At 52.2% G+C, this 19,951-nt stretch carries 16 protein-coding genes; 11 read left to right on the top strand and 5 right to left on the bottom strand.

Annotation, left to right across the window (positions count from 1 at the left end; all coding sequences use genetic code 11):
- Positions 1-14 precede the first annotated feature (14 nt).
- The 4 genes from ACINK7_RS22235 to ACINK7_RS22220 are packed head-to-tail and all read left to right on the top strand — an operon-like array spanning position 15 to position 6,438.
- Positions 15-3,689 (top strand): ATP-binding protein, encoded by a 3,675-nt coding sequence (locus ACINK7_RS22235; protein ID WP_404358808.1) that lies wholly within the window; start codon positions 15-17, stop codon positions 3,687-3,689.
- Positions 3,682-4,314: a condensin complex protein MksE gene (locus ACINK7_RS22230; RefSeq protein ID WP_404358807.1), complete on the top strand. Its 633-nt coding sequence runs from the start codon at positions 3,682-3,684 to the stop codon at positions 4,312-4,314. The genes ACINK7_RS22235 and ACINK7_RS22230 overlap by 8 nt, the downstream gene beginning before the upstream one ends.
- Entirely contained in the window at positions 4,311-5,537 is a 1,227-nt protein-coding gene (locus ACINK7_RS22225; RefSeq protein ID WP_404358805.1) for a hypothetical protein, read from the top strand. The genes ACINK7_RS22230 and ACINK7_RS22225 overlap by 4 nt, the downstream gene beginning before the upstream one ends.
- Positions 5,538-5,541: 4 nt before the next feature.
- Positions 5,542-6,438 carry a hypothetical protein gene (locus tag ACINK7_RS22220; RefSeq protein ID WP_404358803.1) on the top strand — a complete coding sequence of 299 codons (897 nt, stop codon included), beginning with the start codon at positions 5,542-5,544 and terminating at the stop codon, positions 6,436-6,438.
- Between the two features lie 558 nt (positions 6,439-6,996).
- Here the strand turns inward: ACINK7_RS22220 and ACINK7_RS22215 are convergent.
- The 4 genes from ACINK7_RS22215 to doeB2 form a co-directional block, all read right to left on the bottom strand.
- The gene (locus tag ACINK7_RS22215) at positions 6,997-8,358 is read right to left on the bottom strand and encodes an NAD-dependent succinate-semialdehyde dehydrogenase (RefSeq protein WP_404358801.1); all 1,362 of its coding nucleotides are present in this window, start codon (positions 8,356-8,358) and stop codon (positions 6,997-6,999) included.
- Positions 8,359-9,040: 682 nt separating this feature from the next.
- The gene (gene doeA / locus ACINK7_RS22210) at positions 9,041-10,216 is read right to left on the bottom strand and encodes an ectoine hydrolase (protein ID WP_404358799.1); all 1,176 of its coding nucleotides are present in this window, start codon (positions 10,214-10,216) and stop codon (positions 9,041-9,043) included.
- On the bottom strand, positions 10,213-11,490 hold the full coding sequence (locus ACINK7_RS22205) for an aspartate aminotransferase family protein (RefSeq protein WP_404358797.1): 1,278 nt from the start codon (positions 11,488-11,490) through the stop codon (positions 10,213-10,215). The genes doeA and ACINK7_RS22205 overlap by 4 nt, the downstream gene beginning before the upstream one ends.
- A 327-nt stretch (positions 11,491-11,817) precedes the next feature.
- Positions 11,818-13,065 carry a N(2)-acetyl-L-2,4-diaminobutanoate deacetylase DoeB2 gene (doeB2, locus tag ACINK7_RS22200; protein WP_404358795.1) on the bottom strand — a complete coding sequence of 416 codons (1,248 nt, stop codon included), beginning with the start codon at positions 13,063-13,065 and terminating at the stop codon, positions 11,818-11,820.
- A gap of 477 nt (positions 13,066-13,542) precedes the next feature.
- On the opposite strand from doeB2, the gene ACINK7_RS22195 reads away from it, so the two are divergent.
- The 7 genes from ACINK7_RS22195 (at position 13,543) to ACINK7_RS22165 (ending at position 19,328) form a co-directional block, all read left to right on the top strand.
- Positions 13,543-13,926, top strand: a complete 384-nt coding sequence (locus tag ACINK7_RS22195) for a hypothetical protein (protein ID WP_404358793.1) — start codon at positions 13,543-13,545, stop codon at positions 13,924-13,926.
- A gap of 470 nt (positions 13,927-14,396) precedes the next feature.
- The gene (locus tag ACINK7_RS22190; protein ID WP_404358791.1) at positions 14,397-15,170 is read left to right on the top strand and encodes a DUF3450 domain-containing protein; all 774 of its coding nucleotides are present in this window, start codon (positions 14,397-14,399) and stop codon (positions 15,168-15,170) included.
- A complete protein-coding gene (locus ACINK7_RS22185; protein ID WP_404358790.1) occupies positions 15,167-16,495 on the top strand; it encodes a DUF3450 family protein in 1,329 nt (442 codons plus the stop codon). Before ACINK7_RS22190 ends, ACINK7_RS22185 begins: the two co-directional genes overlap by 4 nt.
- Complete coding sequence (locus tag ACINK7_RS22180) at positions 16,495-17,019, top strand: MotA/TolQ/ExbB proton channel family protein (protein WP_404358789.1); 525 nt, start codon at positions 16,495-16,497, stop codon at positions 17,017-17,019. The genes ACINK7_RS22185 and ACINK7_RS22180 overlap by 1 nt, the downstream gene beginning before the upstream one ends.
- A gap of 13 nt (positions 17,020-17,032) precedes the next feature.
- Entirely contained in the window at positions 17,033-17,446 is a 414-nt protein-coding gene (locus ACINK7_RS22175; RefSeq protein ID WP_404358787.1) for an ExbD/TolR family protein, read from the top strand.
- On the top strand, positions 17,443-18,117 hold the full coding sequence (locus ACINK7_RS22170; RefSeq protein WP_404358786.1) for an energy transducer TonB: 675 nt from the start codon (positions 17,443-17,445) through the stop codon (positions 18,115-18,117). Before ACINK7_RS22175 ends, ACINK7_RS22170 begins: the two co-directional genes overlap by 4 nt.
- Positions 18,114-19,328 (top strand): tetratricopeptide repeat protein, encoded by a 1,215-nt coding sequence (locus ACINK7_RS22165; protein ID WP_404358784.1) that lies wholly within the window; start codon positions 18,114-18,116, stop codon positions 19,326-19,328. Before ACINK7_RS22170 ends, ACINK7_RS22165 begins: the two co-directional genes overlap by 4 nt.
- 63 nt (positions 19,329-19,391) lie before the next feature.
- On the opposite strand, the gene ACINK7_RS22160 is transcribed toward ACINK7_RS22165, so the two are convergent.
- Positions 19,392-19,901 carry a hypothetical protein gene (locus ACINK7_RS22160; protein WP_017841557.1) on the bottom strand — a complete coding sequence of 170 codons (510 nt, stop codon included), beginning with the start codon at positions 19,899-19,901 and terminating at the stop codon, positions 19,392-19,394.
- Positions 19,902-19,951: the final 50 nt, after the last annotated feature.

Below are 19,951 nucleotides of genomic sequence, written 5' to 3'. Positions count from 1 at the left end.
GACCCCTTTTAGAAATGTCTGATAGTTTTCGACTGCAAAAAATCATCCTGATCGACAGCTTTTGGCCCGGCAAAACGGTTTTGCTGAAGCTGGACGGTCACACCAATCTGAGCGGCACGAACGGTGCCGGCAAGACTACTTTTCTACGCTTGATGCAGTTGTTTTGGGGCGAGCGGCCGAGCAATATCGTTGGCGGCAGCGGCAGCAAGAAAGGTTTTCTGGATTATTACCTGCCGCGCGGCAGCAGCTGTCTGGTCTATGAATACCAACGCCCGCACGGTCAAGTTTGTCATGTCATGGTGCAGAGCGACGGGCGCGGCGCCAAATACAAGTTCATCGACGCCCCTTATCGGCAGGATTATTATATCGGCGAAAACGGCCTGCCGCGCGACAGCCACAGCATCGAGCGCTTCTACAAGACGCTGAACGCCGAGGCTTCCCGCTTCGTCGCGGTCGACGATTATTGCAGCATCATCCAGTGCCATCAGGTCAGTAGCGGCAAGCGCTGGTTGCGCCCGCTGCAACAACGCTTTGCGATGGGTTTTGCACCGATGACGCATATCGAGAAGGTCATCGGTTCGGTCATCGAAAAAATCGGCGATTTCGACGTGATCAAACAAATGTTGATCGATATCTCGCGCAACAAGCTCAGCCAGACCTTCCTGCAGAACGAAGACGAGCAGCAACCCTTTCAACTGAACAAACAACACATCGACGCGTGGCTGTCCGACTTGACCGCAGCGCGGGAAATCGGGGCCAAGCGCGGCGATTTCGACGAATTGTTGCAGACGATAGGCGAGTACAAGGAAACGCTCAAGACGCTGTCGCATATTCATGCGCTCGCGCTCGACAGTCATAAAACCTGCCTGAAGGAAAAAGACGCGCTCGAACAAAGCCTGAGCGAACTGAACGAACAGCGCGACCGATTACAGCAAGAACACGATAAGCAGTTGGACCCGAAAACCGACGCGCTGATCGAATGTAACGAGCGGCTGAAAGAACTGAATTATCAGATCGATGCGCTCGAAACGCAGAAACTCGATTATGAAAGGCAGGATGCCGAAAGCTTTGCGTTCAAGGCTTCGCTACTCGAACAGCATGTCGAAAGACAGATGAAAATCAAGAGCGAGATCGAAGCGCTGGAAAGCAAGACGCAGGAAATCAAGGCTTACTACGAGAAACAACTCGACGAATTACGGCACACTCACGACAGCCAGACCCAGACTTTCGAGCGGCAATGCGCAGAAGCGCAGTTATCGCAAGAAAAGAGTCTGCGCGAGACCGATGAGGCGTTTCAGCAACGCAAGGAAGAATTGCGGCAGGCTAAGGAAAGCCGGTTGCACCCGGTCAAGGGGCAGCAAACGCAATGGCTGACGGAATTTGAAGTCGAAAAGAGCCGCTTGAGGAATCCGTCGATACCGGAAGCTTTGGCCGAACAGCAAATCAATAACCGGCAGGCGCTCGAAGCGGCCGTCAAGGAAAACCGGCTCGCCTATCAGGCCCGGCATGACGCGCAAAATGACTACCAGAGCAAGCTCGATCAATTCCGGCAGTTCGAACAAAAGCTCAAGGACAAAAATACCGAACGCAGAAATCTGCGCGAGCGCCGTGTGCAGTGCCAGAAACGCCTGAGACCGGATCCCGGCACGCTGCAACATTATCTCGACAATGAAGTCGAAGGTTGGCAAAACACCATCGGCCGCGTGATCGCGCCGGAACTTCTCGATCATAGCGGCCTCGATCCGCACTGGAGCGAAAACGGCAGTGACGACTTCTACGGACTGCGGATCGCGCTCGATGTGCTAGCCGAACGAAGCTATCCGACCGCCGACAAACTGCGTCTGGAGCAGGAAGAAAAAAATCTGTTCGACAAACTGAACGCGCTCGGCGAAGAAATCGAAAATCTCGATGCGAGTCTGAATGCCGCGAACAGGCAGCGCGAGCATGCCAAGACCGAGCTCGACAAAGTACAGCAACGGATCAAGCGCGTCGAAAAAAACGAAGCGCATCTGCAAGACGAAGCGAATGCGTTGGCGGATCGGATCAAGGTCGAAACGGAAAAAGCGCGCCGCGACATCGAATTGAACATGCAGCGTTTGTCTTCCGACATCGAAGGCAGTAATCAAACCATCGCCGCGATCGAAGCGGAACACGAACAGGCGATGCATGCACTGCATGAGGAACATCTGGGCCGAAAAGGCGTCATCGAGTCGGACGGTCAACGCCTGATTACGACGATCAGAGAACAAATCGCCGCCGATACCGAACACTTCGAACAGGAAAAACGCCGCGTACAGCAGCAATTGAAAAGCGAGCTGAAGGACAGCGGCGCCGACGACACGATCGTGAAACTGTCGGAACAGCTCAACGAGGCGAAGCGTCTCGAAAAAGAAGCGAGAGACTATCAGCGTAAACACGATGAATACCAAAACTGGCTGCAGCAACGTTGGAAGGAGCATCCCGAGCTGTGCCGTCGGCGCGGCGATTGCGAGAGCAAAATCCGGCAGCTGAACGATGCGATCGAGCAGCTCAAGCAGGAGTTCAAGCGCCGGCGGACGCAGTTGAATCAACAGATCGCCGCGCAGCAGGACCAACTGAAAAAGCGTGTCGGTTTGTTGAGTCATCTGGAGCAATGCATGGAGCTGTTGAGAAGCAGTCCGCCGATTTATGCGGAAGAGCTGCATACATTCGCTGCCGACACGCTGCCGCGTCTGACCCAGGAGACGGTCAAGGAGCGCAAGCGCCAGGAGCATGCGATCCACAGCGGCAAGCAGATCCTCGTGCAATTGTTCGGCAAGCATCACCGTAGCCAGTTGGCCGAAGCCTGGCAGCAGGCGCTGGCCGCACCCGCGCAGGGCGGTTCGTTTTTTCAGAACGAGGCCTTGGAGATCGAACAGCCGTTGATCGATGTGCTGCAAATGGTCGAACACGTCAGGCAAGCCACCGCGCAACAGATCGAGCTGCATGCGACCGGCGTCAATGCCTTTTATCAGCATCTCTACAACTTCGACCGCGCGATCAAGCACACCGGCTCGGAGCTGTCCAAATACATCAGCGAAGAACGGTATTTCGCCGCGCTGGGCGAGATCACCGTCAATGTCCGCTCGAAGATGAACGATTTGGAATATTGGCAGGCGCTGAAAAAATTCGGCGACAATTACGGTCAATACCGCGACAACGCCGAGTTGATCGGTCATCGGGACATTCCCGACGAGCTGATTCAGGCGATGAGCGAGCTGACCGCGCTGCTGCCTTCGTCGGGTTTCAAGATCAAGCATGTGTCGCTGTTCGACATCGAATTCAGCATCTACGAGAACGGTCAGCTCAAGCACGCCCGAAATGCTAAGGAACTGAAGGACGTCAGCTCCACCGGTCTGTCCTATCTAGCCTTGATCACGTTCTTTACCGGCGTGACGGCGATGCTGCGCAAGCAGAATCCGACCGTCGTCTGCTGGCCGATCGACGAGCTGGGTGATTTGGCGCCCGAGAACATCGAGGCGATGATGAATCTGCTCGCGAAACAGAACATACAGATTTTGTCGGCGACGCCGACCGCCGACCGGCATGTGCTCGCCCTGTTTAGCCGGCGGTATTTGCTGAACAAACAGAGACTGCATGAGGTCGAACTGCCGGCCAGTAAGCTCGATCAGTTGTTGAATGCAATGCAACGGGAGAACGCCGATGTTTAAGCAGGTCGCCGAGGCGCTGTTGAGTGGTCATTTCATTTGCCCGACCGCCTATCCCGATGCCTACGATTATTTGTCGCAGCAGGCCAATGCGGACAAGATCGATGCCTTTCTGAAACCCTTGGACAGAACCTTGTTGTCGTTGGACGGCGAGGTCTATTACGCCGCCTACACGGTCGTCGACGACAGCAACCGTGGCCCGATTCGCGAAGCCTTCGCAGAAGTCCGCTCGCAATTGCGCCCGGTCGTCGAATGGATGGACATGGTCATGACCGCGCTCGGACAGGACATGCCGATTCGGGCGCGCGACGAAATTCGCATGACGCACCTCTTGAACGCGATCGAGCATGAACCGGCGCTGTCCGAGCAATTGAACCGGCTGACCCAGTTGACGCTGTTCAAGACCAGCAAGACCGCGATCTCCGAACAATTGTCGTGGGTCTTGCAAAAACTGGAACAGAGCGGCTATCTGGTCAAGCCGAATCCGCAGGCATCGCTGTATCTCGCAACCGGCAAGATCGATTATCTGCACCGCATCATCGCGTTTCTGAACGACGCCGAAGCCTTGGAGCTCGACAAGCACGCGGCCAATGCCGAAGACGTCGAGCAGCAAGAATTGTTTCTATGAGTTTCGACCGGGAACAGATCGCCGGCTTGATCCGCAAGCTGGCCGGCGCCGACCGGTTACTGGCGCAAACCTATATCGACGGAACGGTCTTCGTCGACGACGACAGCCGCACCGCGATCGACAGTCTGAAAAAGGCCGGTATCTTGCGCACCGCAGACGTCAGCGACGAATACCGCTTGACCGGCGACGTCAAACGCCTGATCGATCGCTTGCTGTTGCGCAATCAGCGTTATCAACAGGCGATCGACCTGGGCAAGATGATACTGACCGTCGAGGAAGACATTGAGGACTACCGGCGCGCGCTCGAGCGAAACGATCAGGACGAGGCGCGTTATCATCTGGAACAGATCGACGACATGCTGTACGAGGCGATCGAATCGCTGGAAACGAGCCTGTCCGTGATGTTCGCGGCGATCACGAGCCAGTTCGGTTTCGTCTCGTCGCTGAACAGCAAGATACGTCAAAACCGGCGCGCGTTAGCCTATGCGCAGCGGCTGGTGCAGGAACTCAACCAGGTCGATTTGAACGATTGCTACGACTGGTTGAGCTGGGTCGCGATTCCGCCCGAGCTGAGCCGTAAGATCATCCGTTTCATAGATCAATACAAGAGCATCGTCGAGCGGCTGACTAGCATCGTCGCTCGCATGAAGACCTTGCTGTTCACGCTGCGTCTGCAGGAACAGACCGCGAACCGAACCCGCGCAATGGCTCAATTTCTGAGGCAACACCCGGAATGGGAACCGTTGGACTGGAGCATTGAGGAGCCCGTTCCGGAACTGCTTAGGCGTGGTTCCGGCCTGAACTTGCCGCCCGGCATCGATACGGCCAATCCAGTTCTCCAAGCCGATCTTGTCGAGATCGTGCAGGAATTGAGGCGGCAAACCAAACCACTCGCGCCGCCGCCCCGAGACAATGCCTCGGCGCCGCTCGATACGCAGATGCCGGAGCGCATCGAATATCATCGAGACCTTTACGAGGCCCATATCGAAAGCCTATTTGCGTCGGCGCTCGAGCGGCAAGGCCGCAAGACATCGGCGCTGCAGTATTGGCAGGGCGAAGGGCTCGAAATCAAGGCCGAATTGTGGCTGGACATGGTATTTGCGCAATATTGCTGCTTGCCGCAGCGCATGAGAAGCGTCGTCGCGCTGGAGATGCAGGGTGAAAATCTGTCCGATTTCAACGGCAATCAAGTGATTCACGAGATTTCGCTGCGCCGGGTGTAAATCAATGAACCGAAAACTGTTCAACTGGATCAGCGAACTCGTCGCTAACCTATCGGACCGAAGCACGACTCGTCACGCCAGTGCGTTGGGCCGCGAAGTGATCGAACGTTATGGGTGCGGTCATTTGAATAAAGGCAAGCTGGTCTTCACTGCGCAGGACAAGCTCGAACTGCGCCGGCGGGTTCGCGAGGAAACCGGCTTCGATCCGTTCCTGAACGAACGGCTGCCGGACGACAGGCTGACAGTCGCTAAACATCACGCGAACGAAAAACTGGCCGGGAAGCCTGTCAGTGAAGATTATTTGCTGCTGAACAGCCCCGACGGTTTTGTCCGCATCAACGGCGAGCAAATCACGCTACAGCCTGCTTCGATCATGGCTGCTGGCGTGTTTTGTTCGAGTTCTGGCATCGCAAAGGTCGATCACGATGTGCTCGTGGTGGTCGAGAACCTGGCTATCATGTCTTTATGCGCTTCGTTCGAATTGCCGTCTATAGCGCGGCGGGCATTATGGGTTTATCGCGGCGATCCGAAGACCGGCTCGAAAACTAATGTCAGCCGCGATTTCGTTGACCGTTTCGGTGCGAACAAAACGATCATCGTGTTCAGTGACATGGATCCGAAAGGTTTGGAAATTGCGTTGACGATACCGCATGCAAATTACTGGCTCGGCCCGGTGCCGGAATCTTGGCAAACATGGTTGAAAAAACAAGAAGTGGGAAATCACGAAGGCTACGATACTCAGGCGAGGTCGATGGCTTATCTGAAACGTCTTTCCAGAGACGGTAAACTGTCCAAGCCGATGAGTGCCTTAATAGAATGTCTGCAAAACGAACGCAGCAGTTGCCGGCAAGAGCACATGTACAGCCACAAAATCGAGTTGGGCTTATTGCCGATACGCTAGAGGAAGGCCTTGATCCTAGAAAAAGAATTCACCATGACGAGTAAGAATTTAATTCAATGACTTGTTGCGCGTTTGTATAGCACCGTAGGATGGGTAGAAGCGAAGTGGAAACCCATCGCTTTGTTTGAGTGCAGGTACGGTTGCGATAACGCCGCCATTAGCCAAATCCGCGATTTGTTGCAATGGCTCTTATGACTTTCCGGCTTATGCTGTTACCCAAGCTCCTGCTTGGGTAACCTGTTCAGGAGTAATTATTCACACCCCCCTATCGTTCCCACGCTCTAGCGTCTCGTACCGCTGGAGCGGTACTCAGGCGTTCCCACGCAGAGCGTGGGAACGATAATTGCCGGGGGACTGAATAGTTACGTTCAGGAAGCTCTTGCCCTGAGCCCTTCGGCTGCGCTCAGGAGAGCCTTGTCGAAGGGGGAGCTTGGGAAAGAGCGTGATGTGGGGTGGCCGTTTTAGCTTGACGCGCAGGGCTTGCAAGCCGCGTCCTTCACCACGCGCCCGCGGTTAGGTCAGAATTTGTAAAAGTACGAATGATAAACTCCAAGAATCTTAACCCAGCCAAACTTGCTGCGCGTTGACAAATTCGTGCATGCCGTGCGGCCCCAGTTCGCGGCCGAGTCCTGAGCGCTTGACGCCGCCGCTGGGTAGTCTGGGGTCGGTTTTAACGATGCCGTTGACCGCGACTTGGCCGGTTTCCAATTGCCGAGCCAGCGCTTCGCCTCGCGACCGTTCCGTCCAGATGCTTGCAGCCAGACCATATCGACTGTCGTTGGCTATACGCATCGCTTCGTCTTGATCTTCGGCCTTGATAACGACGGCGACCGGGCCGAAAGTTTCTTCTCGGGCGGCGGTCATATCGTTCGTGACGTCGGTCAGTAAAGTGACCGGATAAAAATAGCCCGGCCCGTCCGGTATCTCACCGCCGAGTCGGCATTGCGCTCCGGCGGCAATCGTTTCTTGAACCTGGCGATGCAGGTTTAGCCGCAGGTCTTCTCGCGCCAAGGGGCCGATGTCGGTGCTTTCCTCATTCGGGTCGCCCAGTTTCAACTTGCTTAGACGTTCTTCAAGTCGTGTCACGAGTTCATCATGAATGCCGGCTTCGACAATGATGCGTTTGGCGGCGATACAAGATTGGCCGGCATTGATGATGCGCGACAGCGTAATCACATCGGCGGCTTTGTCCAGATCGGCATCGGCCAGTACGATGCAGGGGTCGGAACCGCCCAATTCCAGGACGACCGGTTTGATTTCAGCGCCGGCGATAGCGGCCACGACAGTGCCGGCTCTATCCGAACCGGTCAACGAGACGGCTTGTACGCGTGGATCGCGAATGACCGCTTCTACATCGGTGTTCGACAAGGGTAGATTTTGCAATAGACCGGCCGGGACTCCGCTCTGCTCAAATAGCCTCGCGATTGCTTCGGCGCAGGCCGGAACATGCGAGTCGTGCTTCATCAGGCAGGTGTTTCCGGCCATCAATGCCGGGGCGCAAAAGCGAAAAGCCAGCCAAAAAGGTGCGTTCCAAGGCAAAATGCCCAGTACGACGCCCAAAGGCAGATATTGCACATAGCTAAGACTGGCGTCAGATGCCAATGTATCCGGGGCAAGGTATGCTTCGCCATGTTCGGCGTAATGTTCGGCGCAGAGCGCTGCCTTTATCACTTCGGCGCGGGCCTCCTTGATAGGTTTGCCCATCTCCAGGGTCATCAGCGGCGCCAACGATTCTACATCATCGCGTAAGTGCTGAGCTATGTTACGCAACACTTGCGCGCGTTGCGCAAAGGATTGTTTTTTCCAATCGGAATAGGCTGTTTGCGCGCGATCGAGCGCAGCATCGCGATCGGGGGTGTCGAGTTCCGGGCTTACGCCCAATAATTCACCGGTGGATGGATTAATAACTTGTATGCTCATTAGTTTCGTTCTCCGTTGAATAAGCTAAATTAGGAACAGCATTAGTCATCGCTCCCACGTTGTTGAGGCCTTAAGTTAGTGAATTCATCATAAAACATTTATTTAGGAACGAGCATGAAATAACGTCGACAAACGAGGGAAGGGGGTTCGGTGTCTCGATTGACAGGTGTCGGCAGCAGGGGCAGATTTTTGCTCCTCGGCAATTGCTCCTGCATTGCCCTAATACACGCCATCCATGGCGTAATGCAAAATCTGCATTCACACCATCCTTGGCGCTTAGCTGCCGTCAAGCCTACATGGACGTATTTACGGCGTCCTGTCAAGCGAGTCACCGAACCTCCATAAAGCCTACAAATTGTAAGAGTTATTTTGTGCATATTCCTTACCATGAAGAGCATGAAGGAAATGAAGAAAAAGTCTATAAAGTCAACAATCTAATTCTGCATGTAACTTCATGGTTATACCTATCGGAGATCAAAATTCGGCACCGGGGTGCCCGTCAAAGGACGCCGTGAATACGTCCATGTAGGCTCTATGCCAGCTCCATGCTGGCAAAGCCTTTGCCGAGCACCCCGGCGCCTCCTAAGACACTGCTGAAATTTGAAGTGCGAAAGGTATATTTCATAATCTTGAATCCATTTACCGTTTCTGAAGCGTGGGAGCCATGAATAACCTGCCTTGCCTAAGCCCCGTATTCGGGCTTTACGACAAAATCCTGATCCAGCGTGAAAAAGGATTCGCAGCCATTTTCTGTCACATAAAGCGTGTCCGATATGCCCATGGTTTTATCGCCTTCGACGCCCCACATCCACGGGATGATGTGAAATGTCATGCCTTCTTCCAGCACCGTCGAAATGCCTTGCTTTAGGCTGATGATGTAACCTTCGTCCCAGCTTGGCGGAAACGCGATGCCGATCGAATAGCCCGAACGCGTGATCAGCCTGCCGCCGATGTCGTTGTCGGTGATGATCGCGCGCACCAGATTATCGGCGTCCGAGACCGTTAGGCCGGGACGCATGATTTCTTTCAGCCGTTGCAGCGCAAATTTCATTTTTTCCTGAGCCTTATAGAAGGTATCCGTCATATCGCCCAGAACGACGGTGCGCATCATCGCGGTATGGTAGCGTCGATAACAGCCGCCGACTTCTAGGAAGATGTGCTCGCCCGGTTGCACGACGCGTCCTTCCCAAGTTGCGTGGCCGATCATCGTGCGTGGGCCGCTGGTGACATAAGGCATTACTGCGGGAGTCTCGCCGCCCGCCCGAAACATACCGGCACTGATCGCGGCTCCGATTTCGTTTTCGGTCGCACCGGCAACGCAAGCCTCGAATCCGGCCTTCATACCGGCTTCAGTCGCATGGGCTGCCTTGCGCATAATTTCGATTTCTACAGGAGATTTCGTGATGCGTCCTTGTTCAACGATGCCGAAACAATCTAATAAACGCCCGTCGGTAAAGGTCGTATGAATCGAGTCTTGATGATAGGCCGGAAAGAAGTAGCTGTTGCGTTCGTAACCGATATGTTTGCCATTCAAGCCGAATTCTCGAAGCGATTCCACGAGCATTTGAATCGCGTCGCCGGTATCGGGATAAGGCCGCGTGATTTCCACCCAGGTCCGCGCATAAACATTGGATTCTTCGAGTTTTCGAGTGATCATGAACGGCTCGTTGTCGAGCGGGATGACCAGGGCCTGAAAAAACGAATAGCCTGTCGTTTGATAGTCGGTCAGATACATCAGGTTTTCCGGATCGCTAATTACGACAGCGTCGAGCAGCCGTTTTTGCATCCGCCCACGCAGTTCGTCGATTCGGCGTTGGTATTCCGCGAACGGAAAAGTCATGTCGTCGCGTTCAATCATAAGGCCTCCAAAGCATCCGCTAAGACGCCCGAGAAAATCGTTAAACCTTCGACTAGATCGGCTTCCGGAATCGTTAGCGGCGGAATCATTTTGATGACCTTGCCGCCAGTTCCGCAGGCGCTGAGCAACAGTCCGCGTTCGAAGCAAAGATTGACGATGTTTTTCGCCAAGGCGCCGTCGGCGATGTCGAGTCCTTGCAGCATGCCTTTGCCGCGCACTTGAAACCGCCCTTGACCGAAGCGCTCCGCCAAGTCTTCGAGATGCTGTTGCATCTTAGCGCCTTTGAGCGTGACATCGTTCATCAATGCGTCATTGTCGAAATAGGACAGCGCGACTTTGCCCGCGACGAAGGAGAAGCCTTGGCCTCGAAACGTGCCGGTATGTTCGCCAGGTTGCCAATGTTGGTCGTGTTCCGGCTTGACCAAATTCATCGCCAGCGGCGTGCCGTAGCCGCCGATGCCTTTGGCTAACGTGATAATGTCCGGTTCCAAATCCATGCCGTCAAAACTGAAATATTGACCGGTGCGCCCGCAACCTGCCTGGATGTCGTCAAAAATCAATAGCGCGCCCAGATCGTGCGCCAGTTTTTGCACGGCGTGCAACCATTCTCGACTGGCCACATTGACACCGCCTTCGGCTTGAATCGGTTCGACTAAAAACGCCGCCGGCGGTTCCAAGCCGCTCGACGAATCGGAAAATTGCGCGCGTAATTGCTCAAGCGATTCCAGGCCGCAGCCTAATTGACAACCGATACAAGGCTTTTCGCAGCCGAAGGGTTCATGACGGACATATTCCAAGGGTACGCCTGCGGCATTGCGGAAATATTGATTAGCCGTGCAGGCCAACGAGCCTAGCGTCATGCCGTGAAAACCGTGATTGAACGCAATGATCGTACGGCGTCCGGTGACCTTGCGCGCCAATTTAAGCGCGGTTTCGACCGCGTTAGTACCGGTCGGTCCCATGAATTGCATTTTGTAATTCATGTTTCGCGGTTTTAGCACGGAATTGGCGAAGGCTTCGATAAAATCGCGTTTCGCCGTGGTGTAGGTGTCCAGGCTGTGTGCTACGCCATCCGCCTCGATAAAATCGATCAAGGCTTTTTTCATCAACGGGTTGTTGTGGCCGAAATTGAGTACACCGGCGCCTGCGAAGAAGTCGATATAGGATTTTCCCGACTCATCCACTTGACGGGCATTGGAGGCCGATTTGAAAACGGTCGGATACACACGACAGTAGCCGCGAATTTCAGATTCCCATTGTTCAAAGACTTTCATGAATACTCTCCTTACGGTTGACAGGGCAACAAATCGCCCGATTAATGCTTATCCTGCAATATCGTTGCCGGATAACGCTTTTTCTTGAGTTAGGTCCGAGTGCGAAGCGAGTTATACCTTTCGCATTTCAAGTTTCGGCAGTGCCTTAGGAGGCGCCGGGGTGCTCGACAAAGGCTTTGCCAGCATGGAGCTGGTATAGAGCCTACATGGACGTATTTACCCAGCACCTAAATTCCATAACCCATTGGCCATGGTTAATTGTCTTGGATAATTCATCCAGCATCTAAATAAGCCATGTTTTGAATCATTGCTAATGACCTATGGTATTTAGGTGCTGGATTTAGGTGCTGGGTTTACGGCGTCCTTTGACGGGCACCCCGGCGCCGAATTTTGATCTCCGATGGGTATAATTTCTTCCGGCAAGGGTGCGCCGGCCAAACGGGCGTAAATGCGTGCGACGCGATCGATCAATTTGTCATTGAAATCGTATTCGGGGTTGTGGCAGGAGCGTTGATGTGTCGCTATGCCGTCATCGGAGCCGATTAACGCGAAAGCGCCCGGAATCGCGTTCAGGTAATAATGGAAATCCTCAGAGGCCATGATCGGAACAGGCGTATTTTGGCTCAGTCCACCCTCTCCTAATTCCTGCAGCAATGCCCGGCGATAAAAAGCCGCAGGTTCGGAGTGATTGATGGTCGCTCCATATCTTGGGAAGATCGTAACGTGGCAATCGACCCCATAAGCGGCGGCGGTAGCCTTTGAAATGTCCTGAATGCATTGCGTCAATCGGTCGCGTGTGAATTCGTGGGCAATGCGGAAGCTGCCGCCGATCAGAGCCTTGTCGGGAATCACGGTGGGCGAGCTGGAGGCTTCGATCGAGGTGACACTCAGTACGGCGGCTTCCTGAGGCGGCAGCCGACGCGATAGCGCCTGTTGTAGGGCCATGACGATAGCCGCCGCCGCAAGTACCGGGTCACGGCAAGCTTCCGGTTGACTCGCATGACCGCCTTGTCCGTGTACTTCGATTTCAAAGGTTCCGTTACCTGCCATGACCGTGCCGTCGGGACAGACTGCCTGACCGAATGGAATCGCCGGCCAATTGTGCCATCCGAATATGACGTCGACACCTTCGAGCGCGCCGTCTTCGATCATACGTTTGGCGCCATGACCGCCTTCTTCGGCCGGTTGAAACAACAGGCTTACCGGGCCCGGCAAGCGGTCTTCGTGGATTTTGAGCCAGTGTGCGGTCGCGATCAACGTGGCCGTGTGGCCGTCATGTCCGCAGGCGTGCATGCAGCCTGCCGTTTGCGAGGACCAAGCCATGCCGCTGTTTTCATGGATAGGAAGCGCGTCGATGTCGGCACGCAAGGCGATGTGACGACCGCTTTTATTACGCGCCAATCGGGCCACGGTGCCGGTTTCGGCGCAGACGCGCCAAGCGATGCCTAAACGGGAAAGTTCATTGCGAATTCGCTTCGCGGTTTCTTGCTCCTGCCAGCTTAGTTCAGGTTTCCGATGTAGCGTATGGCGAAATGTCACTGAATCTTGAATTAGCTGATCCCATTGTACGGCCATATTTCAATACTCCCGTTTGGGCTTTTCTTCCGGATTGCTAGGATGTTAAAGATTGCTATTACCTAAACAAGAAACCAGCAGACTTTCATCATAGGTAGCCTGAGTGGACTATAGGTAACACCATACCCTTTTTGGCTAAGCAGAACAAGAAAGGCTATAAAAGACCAGCATTTCCCAATTTGGGGGTCAAAAAGGGTGTGGGTGTGCTTGGCGTTCGAGCTGTAGTTAAGCCCAGCACCTAAATTCCATAGGCCATTGGTAATGATTTAACATCATGGTTAATTTAGTTACTGGGTTTGCGGCGATCCTCGATAGGCACATCCCACATACTAAGATCGGCGAAACTGCTCAAATTGGGAATTGCTGCTAAAAAGGCAGTTATTTGGAATATAAAACAAGGAAAGAAAGGCAAGGTTTTAAGTAACTATTCAGTACATGGAGGTTGGTTGGTGCCCGACACCTTTTCGTACATGACTTATGCTGAATAATTACGGATTTAAAAGTCAAAGCTTAATGACTTTTATCAGGTTTAGGCGAAAAGATGCCGAAAACTTTAACTATGACCCAGTGGCTGCAGGCAGGTTTTTAAACACAGTTCGCGAATACAACGATGCGATGCTTGGTCCAGGCAATGAAAATCAGCCGCACAGAGTTGTCGGTTTGCTAGAAGTAACTGAATTTTCTCCGGATCGATCTCGATGCGTATCGGGCATGGTTTTTCATAGAAATCCGACTTTTCTTGCATTAGGTTGTTTGCCGCGAAAGAAGCTTTCTGGCGTCGGAAACGAATTGCCGACATTTTTGCAAACAACCAGCGGCCTTGTGCGATTTGAGAATAAAATAATTCCAACAATTGTTTGATGGCTAATTCAACAGATAGCGATAGTGGATTTAATTTTAAAACGTTCATATATGGCTTTATGTGGTGGTTTCCGGGAAGCAATGAGCTTTTGTTATTATGGTAATGAGAATGATTTCTATTTGCAAATAAATTATTTAACTCTGTTAACCCTGCTCGATAGTGTTTGTGGCATAGCCTAACAATAGATATACCCATCGGAGATCAAAATTCGGCACCGGGGTGCCCGTCAAAGGACGCCGTGAATCCATCCATGTAGGCTCTATGCCAGCTCCATGCTGGCAAAGCCTTTGCCGAACACCCCGGTGCCTCCTAAGGCACTGCCGAAATTTGAAGTGCGAAAGGTATAATTGATTCTTCGGGAAGATAGAGAGAAACCGTAATTTACTTCATGACATAGCTAAATGACTCTTGTTTGCATTTACAACTGTGATAAAGTTACTTTCGTTTTAACGTTATTCGGATTTAATTTATGTTTTTAACGCGCCGATTTCCCAAGGCTCTGGCCGGCGTTACCTTATTATTTTTGTCAGCCGGCGCTTATTCGGACCCTTTGAATCAAGCAATCGACACCGGTCTGTCGACCAATAAAGCAGCCGTCGATTCGCAAAAAACCATCGACCGGCTCAGCGATCAAACTCAAAAAATGCTCGAGGAATACCGCACGGCAAGCCGTCATGCGGATACCTTGAAGACTTACAACCAACATCTAAAAGATTTGCTTGCTTCTCAGCATCAGGAGAAAACCTCTCTCGAACGTCAGCTCGATCAGATTGAGGACACGCAACGCGAAATCGTGCCGTTGATTCTGCGCATGCTCGACAGTCTCGAGCAATTCATCGCGTTGGATGTGCCGTTTTTGCCTGAAGAGCGTCAGGAGCGCTTGAGTCAGTTGAAAGACATGATCAACCGCGCCGACGTCACCCCTGCCGAAAAATTTCGCCGCATCATCGAAGCGTTTCAAGTTGAAAATGAATACGGCAATACTATCGAAGCCTATCGGGCAGATCTCGAATTGGGCGGGTCTGTCAGTTCGGTCGATTTTTTGCGCTTGGGCCGTGTAGCGTTGTATTTTCAACGTCTCGATGGTAGTGAAACCGGTTACTGGAATAAAGAGACGCAATCTTGGGAAACCTTACCTTCGAGCTATCGTAATGCGATACGCGACGGGCTAAGAATCGCCCGTAAGGAAGCCGCGCCCGATTTATTGACGTTACCGCTGCCGGCGCCGGAGGCAAGCCAATGAGACTAATGATTTTACTGTTGGCCGGATTGTTATTGTCCGGCAATGCGATCGCCGACCGACTTTCGCTCGATCAATTGCTAAAGGAAATTCAAAAATCCCAAGGCATCGAAGGCAAAATCAATCGCGAGCGCGAGGCCCGCTTTGTTGCCGATCATGCCAAGCAGCAGGAATTGCTGCAGTCGGCTAAAAACGAATTGGCGGCTCAAGAACGTTTGAGCAAGCAATTGAAGGATCAAATGGAGGCGAACGAGCAAGAGCTCGATCGTTTGCAAACCGAGCTCGATAACCGTAGCGGTATCCTGCGCGAATTGACCGGCGTCGCGAAACAAGCCGCCGGCGATTTGAAAGCCGATCTGGAAAACTCGATCGTTTCAGCGCAGTTTCCGGAACGTTCCGGAAAATTGGCCGCGATGACTCAAAGCAAGGCATTGCCAACCTTGGAGGAGCTTGAATCGCTTTGGTTCTATCTGCTTCAGGAAATGACCGAATCCGGCAAGGTCGTCAAATTTAATAGCGATATTTTGACGGCTTCGGGCGAGCCGCGCCAGGCCGAAGTCGTGCGCATCGGCACTTTCAATGCGATTGCCGACGGGCAGTATCTCCGCTATTTATCAGAAACCGGAAAATTGGCCGAATTGGCGCGGCAACCGGGCAGCAATTATAACAGTCTTGCCGAGAAATTTGCCTCGGCATCATCCGGGACCGTTGATTTAGGCGTCGATCCGACACGCGGAGTGATTTTAAGCATGCTCATCCAAGCGCCCGATTCTATTGAACGAATTCAACAAGGCGGAGGGATCGGCTACATTATCTTGCTGTTGGGCGGCTTCGGTCTTATTTACGGACTGTATCGTTTGTTGATGTTGACGCAAACTCATAAGCGGGTTAGCGAGCAAATTTCCTCGACAGAAGTTTCCGAAGCCAATCCTCTAGGCCGTATCATTGCTGCGGTTGAAGAAAATCATACACAAAACACCGAAACGCTGGAATTGATTCTCGACGAAGCGATTACCCGCGAAGTGCCGGTCTTGGAAAAAGGCTTGTCGATGATCAAACTACTGGCCGCAGTCGCACCGCTATTGGGCTTGCTCGGTACCGTTACCGGTATGATCGCGACCTTCCAGTCGATCAGTCTTTTCGGTACCGGCGATCCGAAATTGATGGCGAGCGGCATCTCGCAAGCCTTGGTTACGACGATGCTGGGTTTGTGCGCAGCCGTTCCGTTATTGTTTTTGCATAGTTTGTTGGCTTACCGAAGCCGTGCGCTGATTCAAATTCTCGATGAACAAAGTGCCGGTATCATCAGTCGCCGGGCCGGAAAGTAATGAACGGAGTGTTTTCTATTTTCGATTCGGTCGGCCATTTTCTCGATAGCGGCGGCATCGTTTTGAAGGTTATTCTGTTCGTTTCTATCATCTTGTGGTGCCTGATAGTCGAACGTTTGTTGTATTTTCGGTTTAATTATCCAAAGGACCGGCAAGCCTGGCGAGAACAATGGGAAAGCCGTGTCGATAAAAGTTCTTACGATGCGCATAACATTCGAAATTTTATTATTTCCGAAGCGAAGCTGACGATGGGTAAATCGTTGACTATCATCAAAATGCTGATCGCTTTATGTCCGCTTCTCGGGCTTTTAGGTACCGTGACCGGCATGATCCACGTCTTCGATGTAATGGCGGTTACCGGTACCGGTAATGCGCGGGCCATGGCCTCCGGTATTTCTCTGGCGACGATTCCGACCATGTCGGGTATGGTGATTGCGATCGCCGGGCTCTATTTCAGTAAAACGATCGAAGAGCGCGTCAGCGACGAAACCCATCATTTAGCCGATTTATTGAAATTCCAATAACGAGATTGTTTTTATGCGACGTACTACTAGCCGTTCGACATCCGATCAAATTTCCGATATCGATATGACGCCGATGCTCGACATCGTGTTCATTATGCTGATTTTTTTTATCGTAACGACATCTTTCGTCAAAGAATCCGGTATCGATGTTAATCGACCTACTGCACAGACTGCCGAGAAAAAAGAACAGGCCCATATTATTGTGTCGATCAAGGCTAACGGTGAAATATGGATCGATAAACGCGCGGTCGATGTTCGGGCGGTTAGAGCCAATGTCGCGCGCTTGCAGGCCGAAAATCCGCTCGGTTCGGTCATCATTGCCGCCGACCGAGACACCAAGACCCACGTTCTAGTTCAAGTTATGGATCAAATTCGATTGGCCGGTATCACCAATGCGGCGATTGCGACGGAAACGGAATCGAAGTGAAGCGTCTTGCGATTTCTTTATTGGCCGGGCTAGGCGTTACGCTGGCTTTGTTTTGGCTCATGCAAGCGATGGTGATGAATAGAGGGAGCGGTTTTAAGAAAACCGATAACTTGCAAATGGTCGAATTCGTTCGCTTGAAACGAGAGAGCAAACCGCAGATCAAGGAAAAAAAGACCGTCAAACCGCCGCCGCCTCCGGAAAAACGCCCGCCGCCACCGCCTATGCAAACGCAGCACACTCAACCGATGGCTGCCGCTCAGCCGAATTTAGCGATTCCGAACCTTAGCGTGCCGTTACCGAGCGCTCGTTTCGGTGGTTCGGCTCTGGAGGGCTTGACTCAGGGCGCGGCAGCGCCTTCGCCTGCCGCGCCGAGCGCAGCGGTCGGTACCGGGACGATCACGACAGACGTTACGCCTTTGGTACGCATTCCGCCTCGTTATCCGATGCGTGCGGCGAGCCGGCGTATCGAAGGTTGGGTAAAGGTGGAATTCACAATTACGAAAACCGGTGAAGTCAGCGATGCTGTTGTTGTCGAATCGCACCCCAGCAATATTTTTAACCGCGAAGCGCTGGCCGCCGTTAAGCGCTGGAAATTCAAAGCGAAAGTGGTTGACGGCCAGGCTTACGAACAAAGGGCTCAACAAACCTTGGAGTTTAAACTGTCCAAATGAAGCGAACGCACTTATTTAACTTACTGCTTGTTTCATTATTGAACGCGCCGCTTACTTCCTTGGCTGATTCCAAGCAAGCGACAATTTCTCCGGCGCTGTATCAAAAAATTCAGTCTACAGAGCGACTTATCGCCGATAAGGCTTACGGTAAAGCCGAACAGCAGTTGCTGGCGATGGTTGGCGAAGTCAAGGTCGGCGGCTTGGATCAGGCCGTCGCGTTGCGGAGCCTGGCTTCGGTTTATGCGCTCAAGGAACAATATGCTAAGGCTGCCCAATGGCTGTCAAAAGCCGTTGCATTAAATGCCCTGCCTGACAAACAACAGCAAGATGCGCTTTTAAACCTGGGGCAGCTGTATTTGGCTTCCAATCAATATGCCAAGGCGATTGAGACTTTAAAGCCATGGCTGGCAAAAAATCCGGTGCCGGATGCACAAACTCATGTGTTGTTGGCGAATGCTTATACTCAGTTGAAACAATACCGCAATGCCTTGCCGCATATTTCTAAGGCCATTCAATTAACGGCCAAGCCCGAGGATTCATGGTATCAGCTGCAACTTGCGTTGTTTTATGAATTGAAAGACTATCAATCTGCGATACCGTTATTGCGCAAGCTGATGGCCGCTAATCCGGCAAAAAAAGACTATTGGACGCAGTTAGTTTCGGTTTATCAGCAATTGAACCAGTTTACGCAAGCGGCCACGGTCAAGCATCTGGCATACAAAAAAGGCCTATTGAATTCGGAAAAGGAGATTTTGGATTTGGTTAATTTATTTCTATATGCCGGGCTGCCATATAAAGCCGGCTCAGTGTTGCGGTCCGAGCTTGATGCGAAAAAAGTTACGAGTACGGTAAAAAATTGGGAATTACTAGCTAACGCCTGGAAGCAGGCAAGGGAGCTGGAAAAAGCAATTCAAGCTTTCGAGATGGCCTCTAAACTCGATGACAAAGGCAGTCTTTATCAACAGCTCGGACAAATCTATTATGAACAAGAGAACTGGAAGGCAGCCATTGCCGCGATGAATAAGGCATTGGCGAAGGGAGGATTGAAACAGCCCGGCCAAGCTTATATGATTCTTGGGATGAGTTATTATGAAAGCAATAACACCAAACAGGCCCGCCAATCTTTTGCCAAGGCGAAAAGTTTTCCGAAAAATAGAAAAAACGCAGAGCAATGGCTCAGTTATCTAAGTAAAAACAACGAGACTTCTTGATAGCGGCAAAGCCACTCGATAGCAGAGCACAAAAACTATGGGCTCTGCTACAAGGAGATTGGTTTAAACAACTCTGAGATTGGGGTCGTCGTACAATCGACGTTTTTTCCAGCCGGCAAATTGGCTATCGTCGAATTCCAGGTCATTGTCTATCGCATATTCATAGCAACTACGGAATAAGCGCGCGGTACGAAACGCGTGCAATTCATCATCGGCAGTGACTTTTTCGACATTGCCGACTTGAAAGGTTTTGTTTCTGGACTTCCCGTCCTTGACCCAAAACACCGTATAGCATAAGTAACTCTTATCCTTGCGATGGTCGTACTTGATTGTCCTAGAAACGCCGGTCAGTCCCGTAGTCGTTTTATTTTTCGGGGGCTTGAGAAAGCGCGTCTTACTCCCTTTCAAAGCCACCAACATTTGATCGCGCCAAGCGATAGCGGCTTTTAAGGATTTATTTTTGTTTCCCCAAAGCTTATGAGAAAAATAACGACTGGTTTCCTTGCCTCGCCGAACGATTCGGACCTGATACCCGAATACATCGGGTTCTGTGATTTGTTTATGTTTTACCATAGCATTTGAACCTACTAACGGTTTTCACCATTTGTTGAACAGAGAATATT

It is taken from the genome of Methylotuvimicrobium sp. KM1 (assembly GCF_044788715.1).
Lineage (GTDB): Bacteria > Pseudomonadota > Gammaproteobacteria > Methylococcales > Methylomonadaceae > Methylotuvimicrobium.
Note: the sequence above shows the minus strand (reverse complement) of the source record. Positions and strands in the feature narration are given on the sequence as shown.

What these genes read in the sequence shown, in the direction of transcription:
- ACINK7_RS22160 (WP_017841557.1), bottom strand. Translation starts at nt 19,901, where the DNA reads ATGGTAAAACATAAACAAATCACAGAACCCGATGTATTCGGGTATCAG.
- ACINK7_RS22185 (WP_404358790.1), top strand. Translation starts at nt 15,167, where the DNA reads ATGAGACTAATGATTTTACTGTTGGCCGGATTGTTATTGTCCGGCAAT.
- ACINK7_RS22190 (WP_404358791.1), top strand. Translation starts at nt 14,397, where the DNA reads ATGTTTTTAACGCGCCGATTTCCCAAGGCTCTGGCCGGCGTTACCTTA.
- doeA (WP_404358799.1), bottom strand. Translation starts at nt 10,216, where the DNA reads ATGATTGAACGCGACGACATGACTTTTCCGTTCGCGGAATACCAACGC.
- ACINK7_RS22165 (WP_404358784.1), top strand. Translation starts at nt 18,114, where the DNA reads ATGAAGCGAACGCACTTATTTAACTTACTGCTTGTTTCATTATTGAAC.
- ACINK7_RS22225 (WP_404358805.1), top strand. Translation starts at nt 4,311, where the DNA reads ATGAGTTTCGACCGGGAACAGATCGCCGGCTTGATCCGCAAGCTGGCC.
- doeB2 (WP_404358795.1), bottom strand. Translation starts at nt 13,065, where the DNA reads ATGGCCGTACAATGGGATCAGCTAATTCAAGATTCAGTGACATTTCGC.
- ACINK7_RS22195 (WP_404358793.1), top strand. Translation starts at nt 13,543, where the DNA reads ATGCTGAATAATTACGGATTTAAAAGTCAAAGCTTAATGACTTTTATC.
- ACINK7_RS22220 (WP_404358803.1), top strand. Translation starts at nt 5,542, where the DNA reads ATGAACCGAAAACTGTTCAACTGGATCAGCGAACTCGTCGCTAACCTA.
- ACINK7_RS22215 (WP_404358801.1), bottom strand. Translation starts at nt 8,358, where the DNA reads ATGAGCATACAAGTTATTAATCCATCCACCGGTGAATTATTGGGCGTA.
- ACINK7_RS22180 (WP_404358789.1), top strand. Translation starts at nt 16,495, where the DNA reads ATGAACGGAGTGTTTTCTATTTTCGATTCGGTCGGCCATTTTCTCGAT.
- ACINK7_RS22235 (WP_404358808.1), top strand. Translation starts at nt 15, where the DNA reads ATGTCTGATAGTTTTCGACTGCAAAAAATCATCCTGATCGACAGCTTT.
- ACINK7_RS22175 (WP_404358787.1), top strand. Translation starts at nt 17,033, where the DNA reads ATGCGACGTACTACTAGCCGTTCGACATCCGATCAAATTTCCGATATC.
- ACINK7_RS22230 (WP_404358807.1), top strand. Translation starts at nt 3,682, where the DNA reads ATGTTTAAGCAGGTCGCCGAGGCGCTGTTGAGTGGTCATTTCATTTGC.
- ACINK7_RS22205 (WP_404358797.1), bottom strand. Translation starts at nt 11,490, where the DNA reads ATGAAAGTCTTTGAACAATGGGAATCTGAAATTCGCGGCTACTGTCGT.